The 13,602-nt window shown below is 35.8% G+C and carries 11 protein-coding genes; 7 read left to right on the forward strand and 4 right to left on the reverse strand.

All coding sequences use genetic code 11. The features are described 5' to 3' along the window. Window positions 1-28: 28 nt before the first annotated feature. The 4 genes from LKL37_RS11035 to LKL37_RS11050 all read right to left on the reverse strand — a co-directional run bounded on the left by LKL37_RS11035 (window position 29) and on the right by LKL37_RS11050 (window position 6,052). Window positions 29-4,528 carry a thrombospondin type 3 repeat-containing protein gene (locus LKL37_RS11035; protein WP_431610621.1) on the reverse strand — a complete coding sequence of 1,500 codons (4,500 nt, stop codon included), beginning with the start codon at window positions 4,526-4,528 and terminating at the stop codon, window positions 29-31. Window positions 4,529-4,625: 97 nt separating this feature from the next. Beyond that, window positions 4,626-5,282, reverse strand: a complete 657-nt coding sequence (locus LKL37_RS11040) for a hypothetical protein (RefSeq protein WP_431610622.1) — start codon at window positions 5,280-5,282, stop codon at window positions 4,626-4,628. 33 nt (window positions 5,283-5,315) lie between these two features. Further along, complete coding sequence (locus LKL37_RS11045) at window positions 5,316-5,654, reverse strand: helix-turn-helix domain-containing protein (RefSeq protein WP_431610623.1); 339 nt, start codon at window positions 5,652-5,654, stop codon at window positions 5,316-5,318. Further along, the gene (locus LKL37_RS11050) at window positions 5,630-6,052 is read right to left on the reverse strand and encodes a transposase (RefSeq protein WP_431610624.1); all 423 of its coding nucleotides are present in this window, start codon (window positions 6,050-6,052) and stop codon (window positions 5,630-5,632) included. The genes LKL37_RS11045 and LKL37_RS11050 overlap by 25 nt, the downstream gene beginning before the upstream one ends. A gap of 1,556 nt (window positions 6,053-7,608) precedes the next feature. Between LKL37_RS11050 and LKL37_RS11055 the strand changes: the two genes are divergently transcribed. From LKL37_RS11055 to LKL37_RS11085, 7 genes are all read left to right on the forward strand, one after another. Beyond that, window positions 7,609-8,172, forward strand: a complete 564-nt coding sequence (locus tag LKL37_RS11055; RefSeq protein ID WP_431610625.1) for a hypothetical protein — start codon at window positions 7,609-7,611, stop codon at window positions 8,170-8,172. A 45-nt stretch (window positions 8,173-8,217) separates the two neighbouring features. Beyond that, window positions 8,218-10,356, forward strand: a complete 2,139-nt coding sequence (locus LKL37_RS11060; RefSeq protein WP_431610626.1) for a TonB-dependent receptor — start codon at window positions 8,218-8,220, stop codon at window positions 10,354-10,356. A 201-nt stretch (window positions 10,357-10,557) separates the two neighbouring features. Next, window positions 10,558-11,208, forward strand: a complete 651-nt coding sequence (locus LKL37_RS11065; protein WP_431610628.1) for a Crp/Fnr family transcriptional regulator — start codon at window positions 10,558-10,560, stop codon at window positions 11,206-11,208. A 125-nt stretch (window positions 11,209-11,333) separates the two neighbouring features. Then, window positions 11,334-12,176: a DUF5777 family beta-barrel protein gene (locus tag LKL37_RS11070; RefSeq protein WP_431610629.1), complete on the forward strand. Its 843-nt coding sequence runs from the start codon at window positions 11,334-11,336 to the stop codon at window positions 12,174-12,176. A gap of 1 nt (window position 12,177) precedes the next feature. Next, window positions 12,178-12,525 (forward strand): hypothetical protein, encoded by a 348-nt coding sequence (locus LKL37_RS11075; protein WP_431610630.1) that lies wholly within the window; start codon window positions 12,178-12,180, stop codon window positions 12,523-12,525. A gap of 10 nt (window positions 12,526-12,535) precedes the next feature. After that, a complete protein-coding gene (locus LKL37_RS11080) occupies window positions 12,536-13,081 on the forward strand; it encodes a YceI family protein (protein ID WP_431610631.1) in 546 nt (181 codons plus the stop codon). Continuing rightward, window positions 13,078-13,602 carry an ankyrin repeat domain-containing protein gene (locus LKL37_RS11085; protein WP_431610633.1) on the forward strand — a complete coding sequence of 175 codons (525 nt, stop codon included), beginning with the start codon at window positions 13,078-13,080 and terminating at the stop codon, window positions 13,600-13,602. Before LKL37_RS11080 ends, LKL37_RS11085 begins: the two co-directional genes overlap by 4 nt.

Here is a 13,602-nt window from a genome sequence, read left to right on the forward strand (position 1 = left end):
TAAAATTTTTAAAATTCTACATTAATAATTAGTCAGGACAAGTTTGAGTTGAATAGCAACTCCACACTGTTCCGTTATAGATTTTCAGGCAGTTCGCTACTGTATCATAGACCATCATTCCTTCAACATAATTTGCAGCAGGAATACTAGCTAAAGGCGGAGTTGTAGGAGTGGCAGGATTACTATCTGCATCCACAAATGCCATACGATTAACCACAAAACCTTTTGATTTGGATTCCAGCGCCGCCCATGCGCTGCGCCTTACTCCCGGCCATTCTGAAGAACCTGAACCCGCTCTGTTCAGCGCAGTGATACCATATTTTACTGGATTAGGATTTCCTCCACCTGGAGATACAGGGGTTTTGTAACAAAAGCAAAGATTAACTAATGCATTGGTAGAATTACCAACAGATTGCCCGGCCCCTGCAATTGTAGGAACACCATTACTTCCTACATTATTTCCAAGATTCTGATTAGGATTTTGGGTAGCAAGTGATCCTGTAGCTGTCACCAGATTGGCACTGGTAAAACCGCCACCACCTTCAACAGCATCAGGACAACTGTCACCGTCAGAATCCAGATCCAGATAATCAGGAATACCATCACCATCTGTATCTTTATAAGAAGTACACACAGATTGCTCAGCTACAAATGCCCAGATGTTCATAAAAAGTTTATCATTATTAGATGTAACTCCGCTTCCTGCTGTAACACCACCAAGTGCAGTTAGGATATCAACATCTGCAATCATTAAGTCATTATAAATTCCATCTACATACATTACAGGCCCATTGCTTCCATTGACTGCAAGCGCATTGGTTCCAAACGAGGAATTTACGGCGGAGAAATAACCTTGATAGCCTCCCGCCTGATTGAATGATGCAACCGTTCCAAAAGGCCCTTTGAAAATAGAAGTCTGGCTTCCGTATGATGTAGGTACATTTGGATTTGAAACTTGTGACACTACAGAGGTATCCCAGAATTGTGTCTGAATCTGGGTTGATACTACATAGTTATTTTGGGAATCATCTGACCAGTCTTTAATGGCTTTAAATTCGCCAGCTGACAAATATGAAGTGGTAAGATTATCAATACCGCCAAGGAAGATCGCATTCAGATTGAGTGAGTTAATAATTGCTTTGGTAATAGGAGCAGTTCCCATATCGACCAATACTATATTGGCTTTTACTGTGCCACTTGGACCAAAATTAGCAGGATTAGTTAATTTTAATGCTCCGGAACCACTCATTTGACTTCCGTTAAAGGTATATCCGTTATTTCCTGATCTGGAATCAGGAATATATCCAATTCTTATGGTTTGTCCTGTCAGTGGACAAGTTTTTTCGTTGACATCCAGGATACCATCGTTATCGTTATCAAGATCATAAACATTTGTTATCCCATCACCATCACTATCAGTACATGCATTTACATTACTGTTTTGTGAAACACCAATGTTTTGCCCGGCTCCTGCAATTGTAGGAACACCATTACTTCCTACATTATTTCCGAGATTCTGATTAGGATTTTGGGTGGCAAGTGATCCAGTAGCTGTCACCAGATTGGCATTGGTAAAACCGCCGCCACCTTCAACGGCGTCAGGACAACTGTCTCCGTCAGAATCCAGATCCAGATAATCAGGAATGCCATCACCATCTGTATCTTTATAAGAAGTACATGCAGATTGCTCAGCTACAAATGCCCAGATATTCATAAAAAGTACATCATTATTGGATGTCACACTGCTTCCTGCTGTAATACCACCAACTGTAGTCAGGATATCAACATCTGCAATCATTAAGTCGTTATAAATCCCATCGACATACATTACAGGTCCATTGTTTCCATTGACTGCAAGTGCATTTGCTCCAAACAAGGCATTTATAGCGGAGAAATATCCTTGATATCCTCCCCCTTGAGTGAATGATGCAACCGTTCCAAAAGGGCCTTTGAAAATAGAAGTCTGGCTTCCGTATGATGTAGGTACATTCGGATTTGAAATTTGTGATACCACACTGGTACCCCAAGGTTGTGTCTGAGCCTGGGTTGATACTACATAGTTATTTTGAGAATCATCCGACCAGTCTTTAATAGCATTGAATTCAGCTGCTGATAAATATGAATTGGGGGTAGCAGCAGCATCATTAATACCGCCAAGGAAGATGGCATTCAGATTGAGTGAGTTAATAATCGCTTTGGTAATAGGAGCAGTTCCCATGTTAACCAATACTATATTGGCATTCACAGCACCATTCGGACCAAAATTAGCAGGATTAGTTAATTTTAATGCTCCGGAACCACTCATTAATGATCCATCAAAAGTGTAACCAGTGTCACCATCTAAATCTCTGCTATTAGGAATATATCCAATTCTTATGGTTTGTCCTGTCAGTGGGCAAGTTTTTTCGTTGAGATCCAGGATACCATCGTTATCGTTATCAAGATCATAAACATTTGTGATCCCATCACCATCACTATCAGTACATGCGTTTACATTACTGTTTTGTGAAACACCAATGTTTTGCCCGGCTCCTGCAATTGTAGGAACACCATTACTTCCTACATTATTTCCGAGATTCTGATTAGGATTTTGGGTGGCAAGTGATCCAGTAGCTGTCACCAGATTGGCATTGGTAAAACCGCCGCCACCTTCAACGGCGTCAGGACAACTGTCTCCGTCAGAATCCAGATCCAGATAATCAGGAATGCCATCACCATCTGTATCTTTATAAGAAGTACATGCAGATTGCTCAGCTACAAATGCCCAGATATTCATAAAAAGTACATCATTATTGGATGTCACACTGCTTCCTGCTGTAATACCACCAACTGTAGTCAGGATATCAACATCTGCAATCATTAAGTCGTTATAAATCCCATCGACATACATTACAGGTCCATTGTTTCCATTGACTGCAAGTGCATTTGCTCCAAACAAGGCATTTATAGCGGAGAAATATCCTTGATATCCTCCCCCTTGAGTGAATGATGCAACCGTTCCAAAAGGGCCTTTGAAAATAGAAGTCTGGCTTCCGTATGATGTAGGTACATTCGGATTTGAAATTTGTGATACCACACTGGTACCCCAAGGTTGTGTCTGAGCCTGGGTTGATACTACATAGTTATTTTGAGAATCATCCGACCAGTCTTTAATAGCATTGAATTCAGCTGCTGATAAATATGAATTGGGGGTAGCAGCAGCATCATTAATACCGCCAAGGAAGATGGCATTCAGATTGAGTGAGTTAATAATCGCTTTGGTAATAGGAGCAGTTCCCATGTTAACCAATACTATATTGGCATTCACAGCACCATTCGGACCAAAATTAGCAGGATTAGTTAATTTTAATGCTCCGGAACCACTCATTAATGATCCATCAAAAGTGTAACCAGTGTCACCATCTAAATCTCTGCTATTAGGAATATATCCAATTCTTATGGTTTGTCCTGTCAGTGGGCAAACTTTTTCGTTGACATCCAGGATACCATCGTTATCGTTATCAAGATCATAAACATTTGTGATCCCATCACCATCACTATCAGTACATGCATTTACATTACTGTTTTGTGAAACACCGATACTTTGCCCGGCTCCTGCAATTGTAGGAACACCATTACTTCCTACTGCATTACCAAGATTTTTGTTTGGGGATTGGGTAGCAAGTGCTCCTGTAGCTGTTACCAGATTAGCATTGGTGAAACCACCCCCTCCTTCAACAGCATCAGGACAACCGTCACCGTCAGAATCCAGATCCAGATAATTTGGAATTCCATCACCATCAATATCACAAATCAATGCAGAAATTGAAACATCATCTACAGACCAGTCATCTCCGCCAGAATTCATTCTGAAAGCCAAAGTTGCACTACTTGGTCCACTATAAGGGATATTAACTGTAAAAGTTGAAGTCGTAAAGCCAGTTATACTTGAAGTACCAAATGTAACAAAATTACTGGTTACTCCCGGAGCAAGACTTATGGTTACGTTACTGGTGTTTCTTAGCACACTGTTTGATATAGTTGCATACACAACACCTCCCAGCATTATATCTAAGCTTGAAGTATTTCCTGCACTATTACCAGCATCCTGTGCTCCGATTTTTACAGTAAGAGAAACTGTATTATTGGGAACTTTATCAAGATTGGTAAGAGACTGTGAAAGCGAACTAGTGGTAAAATCACTTGTATTTGTTGCAGTTCCACTACTAAATGCCCAGCCGGTTCCTGCTGTCCAGCCAGTTAAGTTGGTAGTAAAAGTACCGTTGGTTACAATATCTGTGGCTGGACATTCAACCGTATCCAATATTCCATCATTATCATCATCAAGATCAAGATCATCTGTAACACCATCTAAATCTGTATCCGTAGCATATGCCACAGAAGACTTTGCGGGTTTAGGAGTTTTGGATTTAGTCCCTGCTGTTAGACTATTTACTATACTTTTTGCAAACTTACTATTTGCCAGTATAGTTTTAGAAAAAGCGATAGACGTACATAGCAGAAGCACCAGTACCCAATGCGTTTTCATATTTTTAAAAAAACATTTTAGTTTCATATTTTGAAATGTATTAGGTTTCCTTACAAAAGATTGTAAGAGTTTTTATAAAATTTAAAAATTCATTATTTTATAAAACCAATACAGGTGGAGGCCTTATAGAAAAGACATCAGAAAAACAAAAATCTAAAGATTTATTGTTATAAAATGTGTATTTCGGAGTGTGCAGATTATCTAAATCCCGATTTAAGAAATACTTTTTAGGATCTGTATATATTTTAGAAAAGTCATGCGGAGTGTTACTTGGTGCAATGCAATTTTGTGAGGTAGAATGTGAAGATAAAAACTGAAATGGTGAAGGAAAACTATGATAATCTTCTTTTTCGAAAGACTTTCTTTGTGTTTCGTAGTGATCTATCTTATTTTTGATCTTTCTAAGCAATTCCTTTTTTTTCTTTTCCTCAGATGATTTCACTTGTCGTGAAAAACTTGGAATTTTAGAATTAGGAGTCGAAACAATCAAAACTCTTTGAGAATCATCATTTTGTTCAAAAGAAACATCTCCCTTCTCTATAATAACTTTTCCTTGATCAATCTGATTATTAAAACTTTGATCGGCTGAATAAACCTTAGCTCCTTGAGTAACAAAGACAACTTCCACCTTATCATCTGTAGCTTTTTTGTCCTGGGCATACAAAGAATTAAAGAAAATCTGAATACCTAAAAATATAGCACGACAGAAAAAAGAACTTCTATGTATTTCTTTTTTTATTAATAATAATGTCATGATTTCCAGTATTTTATTTAGGTTAAAGCAGGCTTATACAACAAACATTTTTTTCCACTTTGTTACGGTATTTCTACTCAGATTGAAATGTGCAGCCAATTGGATGTTACTGAGCTTATGTTTTTTCTGGTAATCCAGTATATGAAAGATGTCAGATCTATTATAAGAGCGTTGGCTTTGGTTGAACTTCTTACTTTGTTGGTTTCCTGCCCCGAAAATCTTTTTGTTAAGTTCTATAACATCCAGAGCAGATAAGCTTTTTTTTTCAAGCAAGTTTTCACATTCATCTTTTTTATGAGGATATTTTTTGGAGAGAATATCCATATAGATTTGCTTATAATTGGGTCTTAACTTTTGTATTTGTCTATCCATTTATAAAGTGTGGTTTTAGGGATACTATATTCTTGAATAACTTGAGCTTTTGTTTTTTCTCCAGTTTCTATTAACTCCAAAATAAAATCTATTACTTCTTTAGTATAAATGTTTTTTCTAAACGCTGGAAGCTCAGATTTTGTAGTCGTAAGTGCTTTATGAGTAGCTAATTGGGGAGCATATAAGATCAAATGTTGGGTATATAACCTGAAAAAATCGTATTCTAGAAGTTTGCTCCATTTTAATATTATTTCAACATCCAGGCTTTTAGACTGGTACATTTCTAATATTTCTTTTTCGTTACATTTCAGAAAATTGCAGATTCTTATTGTTTTCAGCCCGCTTTCCGCAACCCGTTGGGCAATGAGAATCCCGATGTGAATATCCTTAAAGTTCATCTTGTGTAAGTATTATTGAATTTATCAGTCCTTATTTGTGAAATTTACTTTCTTGACTTTTCAGACAAGTGTGGTGTTCGAATTGATTTTATATTGGTTGATGCAACCTTAAAGGCTCCATCTTCTCTAAGGTTTCCAGAAGCTCCATTTGAAACCATTATACACTGCTAATCGTTTATTAGTGCCTTTTACGTAAACTATTATTTAAGGGAAGGATTGGTAATATTTTGCACATCTGAAACTATAGGCAATACCGTCGCTTTTGGAGTAGATTATAAAACCAATATTTCTTCTTTTAAGGAGGTATTGGCGTCAATTATGGAACCTCCTTTTTCTGTGATAAAGGTTGACTAATGCAATATTAACATTTGGTTATTAGCCAATTAAATTCTGACAATTTCCATTTAATACTTTGCAAGGCATCACTTGCTGCGCTAAGGATATCAACATCAAATCGACCCACCATATTAGGTGTAGCTTCTAGATTCGTAAATGGATCGTTAAAAGTTGTAGAATTGGCACATACTGGTGTGACAAAATCGAATTTGAAAGTGTTTGTCAAATTACCACTACGATTTAAAGGTATAATGGATGTTTGCCCAAATACTGAAGTGCTGATAAAACAAACTATTAATGGGAACAGTCTGTATAAATCATAAATAGGAAAAGAGTGTATTTGTAAACTCTTCATCAATGTTAGGGAACTTTGTTTTTTCATGTTGTGTCTTGTAGAATCAGTTATGTCTGTAATTATTAATCCCTACTTGGTATTGCTATGCATTACGTAAATGTAGAAATGTGCGCAGTTACAATTGATTTTGTGTATTTTTTTTCTTATGTATCGAATGCAATTTTACAATAATGGATATTTAAAAAACAAAAAACAGCATACCCATTAGCTACCTATTGTTTTTAATGTATTGATATGTAGGTGTTTATTTGTAATTATATTTAAAAAAAATATTGCTAACTAAGAGCGGCAGTTTGGAGAAATCAAAGAAGTTGAGCCTTTCATATTAAGAGGAAACAACGTTCAAGCGTAAGATTTCTTTTACAATAAAATAAAGAATGCCCCGGTAAAAACCGGGGCATTTTTCATGAACTTTAATTTTTTAATTTGTTTATTTTGGTTTTTTTAAAAAATTCATTGATTTTTTTTAGAATGTACCAAATTAATTCCTCTATAATAAATTATGGTATTTGTTTTAATTATTATTTTAGATTGTCAATAATTGGCTTTACTTGGTTTTAATTTGTTATTTTTGTTATTGTATTTACGAAAAACACAATTGAAATGAAAAACACTATATTGAAGTTATATTGTTCTATGTGGATATATATTCATAAAAGAAAAATACACTTAAGGAGGGTCAGAAGCACTTCCAGGAACTTTATGCAAAATATGAGAAAAACGCATAAATGCAAAAAAACAGAAGGAATTCTTCCTGTTTTACAATGAAGAGGATTACAAAAGAACCATGGATTTATAATCAATATTTCAAAATTTTTTTTGTAGAATCATCTGAAGAACCCGTCCCATAAATACCCTTCATTCTTTGAATAAAAAACTACTTTTTATTTTGCTGAGTATTCCGGTAATCATATTATTGAATAATGTGATGTATTCTGTATTTTCTCATGTTAAAAAAGAACTTTATGAAAAGACGAAATACAGTATCACACGGAGTAATTTCAGAAAATCTGAAACCATATGCTTTACAGAAAAAGATCTTAAAGAAGCAGAATGGAAAGAAGAAAAAGAGTTTACACTTCACGGATTTTCATATGATGTCATCAAAATCAATATAGTCAAAGGGAAGAAATATTTTTTCTGTTATATTGATAAAAAAGATGTTATCATCAATTCTCTATTGGACTTTTCAAAAAAACTGGCTGTCAAAAAAACATATTTACGGCTGCAGATAGGCCTTCCCGGTCACAACAAAAATCTGTTTAAAATACCAGGCTCATTTGCCATTGTTGATAGAAAAGAATTCTGTTTTTTTTCAAATTATTTTTCAGAAACAATTTCAAAATATTCCTATCAGCAGGAAAATACTCATTATTTAACCATTATTTTTCCACCACCGGAAATGTGCTCTATAATAAAGAGAATATAATATTAATGGTAACACAAATTTTGAATAATGAAACAATATATATGCATGGCAGTTGTACTAGGCTGTACTCTTGCACATGCTCAGCAAGCACAGGAAGGATCAATTGATGAAGTCAATATCCTTGGAAGAAAAAAGATTAAACAAGAACGTGCAGAATTCAAAAGACACGCACAATCTGTAGAAACCCTCTCTGAAGAAGACCTTAACAGAAATAATCCTGCTGCGATAGATCAGACGTTATCTACAATGCCGGGACTTCAGGTAGATAAAAGAACAAATTTTGGAGGTCAGAGACTTGTATTGAGAGGATATGGAAACGATCAGAAATTTAATAACTGGGGAGTAAAGGCATATTGGAACAACATGCCTTTAACGAATGCCGAAGGAATCACTGTTTTGGATGATGTAGATTTTGCTTATGTAACAAATGTTGAAGTGATCAAAGGCCCGGCAGCAACTATGTACGGCGGTGGAGCAGGTGGAGCTGTCCGCTTCTATACCCGTCCGGATTTTACAAAAGGAGCATCAGTTTCAGAAAATGCGATGTTTGGTGACTTCAAAACCTTTCAGTCAAGAACACAGTTGAATGTCGCTGACGATAATTATTCAGTAAGTGCGGTATACGGACATCTTGAAACAGATGGATACAGGCCCAATGGAGGAGGATTGAAAAACTTTTTCAATGTAAATGGTACTGTAAAATTAAGCAAAAAAGACCAATTAAGTTTCTTTGCAAGCCAGGCTTATTCCTACGAACATACTTCAGGACAAATTTCCTACGATGATTATTACGCAGGCATTGATAATGGAAATCCTGCTTACATCCGGAAAAATTCAGGAACGAAGATAAAATCAACAAGAGTAGGATTAAGTAATACCGTAAGTCTTACTTCAAATTTAAGAAACTATACAACCCTGTTTTACTATAACGCAAATACAGAAAGTGTTTCGGCAGGAGCCTACGGTATTACAAGCGCTCCGAATGTAGGATTGCGTTCCACTTTTACATTAAAGAACGAGTTTAAAGACTTTGAAAACCGTTTAGATTTTGGAGCTGAGATACAGAATTCTGTATCTACTACTTCAAGTTACCGTTTTACCGGGTCTGAAACGGAACCTTTGCAGACAACAGGAATGCCCGGAGCATCTTATTTCAAATACAATAACAATCAATCCACCTATTTTGTCATCGATTATCTTACGTATAAGCCCTGGGGACTTACCTTACTGGCTGGTGTGAGTGGAAACAGAACCAATTATGACAGAAAAGATCTATATGCACTTCCAGGTTTGATCGCTGGTCGTAAGGATCAGTCATTCAACAAAAAATATGACATGGCCTATACCCCTCACTTTGCATTACAGAAAGAATGGAAACACCAGATCTTTAATCTAAGTTATAGTGAAGGATATAATTCTCCTACTGCAGCTTCTTCATTTATTACAGCTACCAATACAGCAAATGATGATTTAAAACCTGAACGTGCAAGAATGCTTGATTTCAGTGTGCATGGGCTTTTGCTCAATACAAAATTAGATTACCGGATTTCTGTATTCAGAATAGAATATTCTGATAAACTTACACAGCTCGTCATTCCTAGCAGCACTACTCCTGGACAAACTTATTGGACGAATACCGGAAGCCAGAAAAATACAGGATTAGAAGTTAGCGTAGGCTATCAGTACAGAACGGATCATTCATTTATTGAGAGAATTGTACCATTTGTGAATCTTTCTTATTATGATGCGAAGTATAAAGATTTTACAACAATTGTTGGAGGAAGAAAGGATAGTTATGATCATAAAACAGTAGTAGGAGTTCCAAGGAATAAATATGCTGTAGGATTGGATATCTTTACCAAACCGGGGTTCTATCTTGTAAATACCTATAATTATCTGGGAAATGTGTACTCAGACTTTAACAATACAAATCTGGTAAAAGGATTTGGGCTGCTCAATTCCAAACTAGGATTTAAAAAATCTTTTAATAAGATTGATTTAGATGTGTATGTAATGGGGAACAACCTTACCAATCAGATCAATTATACCTTCCTGTTCTTAGGAAACAGCATCAATGATTCTGATGTGGGCAATGGCTATCCTAAAGGAGTAAGTACAGATCTTAATCCGGGACCTGGAAAAGCCTATTTCTTCTATGGATTCAATGTTAAATACAGATTTTAAAGCAGTTTTATCACGCATAAACTTGTTTTAGAAATAAAACGCCCTGGTAAAAAGCCTGGGCATTTTTTATGATCTAAATTTTGTAAAATATTAATAAAACCCAACTTGTGAATTGTTAATTTTATTTAATAAAATAAAATTATATAATAACGATATATCAATTTTATATCTTTGTTTAAGAAAAAGCAGAAAATATAAGATATGATTGATAACTCGTTCGCTGTAAGTAAATTTGGCTTTTTAGGTGCTGATTTTTTATCTGAGCTGGAAAAGCATGCTGTTGCCATTGATATAAAAGCAAAAACTGAAATCATAAGAGAAGGGCAGAAAAATAAGTTTGTACCCTTCTTAATAAAAGGTTCTATCAAGGTTTTTACCCTTAATGATGGAAGAGAACTCATCTACTATTATATTAAGCCTAAAGATAGCTGTCTGATGACCTTTTCGTCTATTCTGACAGATTATATCAGCAGGGTATACGCCATTGCAGAAGAAGATTCGGAAGCGATTCTCATTCCCGTATCTATTATGCATGAATGGCTCATCAGATTTCCGGAAATCAATAAGCTCTTTTACCACGAATATGACCGTAGGTTCTCAGAAGTGATGAACATGGTGAATGATGCCGTTTTTCACAGGCTGGATAAGCGTGTTCTGAATTATATCAAACAGCAGATTTCATCCACAGGAAACAATCCTATTAAGATTACCCACCGTGAAATTGCAAGCAGTTTGGGAACTTCAAGAGAAGTTGTAAGCAGAGTTTTGAAAAAAATTGAAAGTGAAGGCGAAATTGTTCAGACTAAAGAAGGTATAAAAGTTCCTGTAAATGAAAATGTTAGGATGATCTAATTTTATTTGTTTGAAAAGTTTATCTCCGTCATTGATAAAAACAATTTGACTGGTGACTTTTATCACCTATTTTTGAATTGAGAACTCGATAAGTTTGTTATATCATAATTTAATTCAAATTGTATATGACAAAAACTCTCTTATTTTTGTCAATATTTTCTTCAGGTCTTGTCTTTGCACAGGAAGACCTGCTGAAAGATATTGACACCGTTAAAACCAATACGGAAACCTCACAACCCGCCTTCAAAGCCCTTCAGATTGTTACCGGACAATCTACAAAACTGGCTGCCAAAAAAGAATGGTACATTATCGTTGCCCATAGATTTGGAGATATAAGCGCAGGATTTAAAGACTTTTTCGGTCTGGATCATGCTTCCACCAAATTAGGGGTTATCTACGGTATTTCAGATGCCGTTTCGGTAAGTCTTTCCAGAGAAACGAATATGAAAACGTTTGAAGGAGCAGTGAAATACAGACTGGTAAGGCAAAATGAAAATTTCCCGGTAGATATTGTGGGGTACAATGTAATGGGTGCCAATACTGAATTGAGTAAAGATACTTATCCACACCTTAAATTCAGCGACAGGCTTTCTTATCTTACACAGGCATTGATCTCAAGAAGGTTCAATGATAAGCTTTCATTGCAGCTTACACCTTCCTTTGTTCATAAAAACCTTTACGAACCTACCATTGAAAACAAAAATCAGTTTCTGGCAGGTTTGGGGGGACGCTATAAAATTTCTAAAAGAGTTTCTGTGAATGCAGAATACTTTGTGAATTTCGACGATCATAGTTTTTATAAAAACCCACTATCATTGGGGGTAGATATAGAAACCGGGGGACATGTTTTCCAGCTTTTATTAACGAACTCCCAGATAAATTCAGATATCGGATATCTTACCAATGCAACAGGAGCATGGGGAAAGGGACATATTTTCTTTGGGTTTAATCTTTATAGAGTTTTTTAATATGAAAAAACGAACATCCTTATTGATATTGTCATCAGCAATTATACTGATGGCTTGTGACAGCAGAAGTTATGAAGAGATTTCTGATAATACACCAATTACTGCACCTGTAAAATATACTGCAGATGTAAAACCAATTGTAGATAACAGCTGTATAAGCTGCCATTCAGCAGGAAGTTTTAAACCGCTGGTTACCTATGATCAGGTGAAAAATAATATAGACGGAATTCTGGACCGTATTCAAAGACCTAATGGAGATCCCGGGAAAATGCCGCAGGGAGGATCATTGTCTGCATCCCAGATCAATATTTTCATCAAATGGAAAGCTGACGGATTAAATGAAAATTAAAATAATTGATATGAAAAAATTAGCATTATTAAGCGTATTACTCCTTTCTGCGGGGTACGCTTCAGCACAAAAATATAGCTCTAAAACTGGAAAATTAACTTTTGAAGCTTCTGTTCCTCTGTTTGATGATATTTTTGCTCAGGATGACAATAATGTTGTCATTCTCAATGCAGACAATGGTGAGATGGCATCGGTTTCAAACGTTAAAAACTTTCATTTTAAAACAAAATTAATGGAAGAACATTTCAATGAAAGTTATGCTGAATCTGCAAAATACCCGAAAACAACTTTCAAAGGGAAGATTGTGAACTTTGATAAAGCAAAACTTACTGCAAGCCCTCAGAAGTATACTGTTCAGGGAACACTAAACTTTCATGGAGTAGATAAAGCTATTACCTCTGCTGCTACTTTATATGCAAAAGATGGTAAGATCTATATGCAGGGCGGATTTGTAGCCAGACCTGTAGATTATAAAGTGACTATTCCTAAAATGGTTACCAAGAAAGTTGCGGAAAATGTCAATATCGAGTACAACTACGTAATGGTAAAACAATGAGAAACATAATCTTGGTATTAGGGATATTCCTGAGTTCATTGTTATCTGCCCAGGATAAGACAAAATCAATATTTGATATTGCCAGAAACGGAACAGTGGCTGAAGTACAGGAATTAATGAAACAAAATCCGGATATCATTAACCAAACTAATGAGAACGGATTTTCACCCCTTATTTTAGCTTGCTACAGAGGAAATAAGGCTGTTGCAGATTTTCTGATTGACAATGTAAAAGACGTCAACTACAAAAGCCGCGAAGGAACAGCATTAGCAGGTCTTGCCATTAAATACAACAAAGACCTGGTAGAGCATCTCCTAAAGAGAAAAGCAGATCCGAATATTGCAGATGAAACAGGATATACCCCTTTATTCTGGGCTGTGAAATCAGGAAATAAAGACCTTGTGGAACAGCTGCTTCAATACAAAGCTGATAAAACAAAAAAAGATTCAATGGGGATGACTCCTTTTGAATATGCATTACAAACCAATAACAAAGAAATTATTAACCTTTTAAAAAATTGA

Origin of the sequence: Chryseobacterium sp. 'Rf worker isolate 10', from assembly GCF_050753305.1 — a bacterium.
Taxonomy (GTDB): domain Bacteria; phylum Bacteroidota; class Bacteroidia; order Flavobacteriales; family Weeksellaceae; genus Chryseobacterium.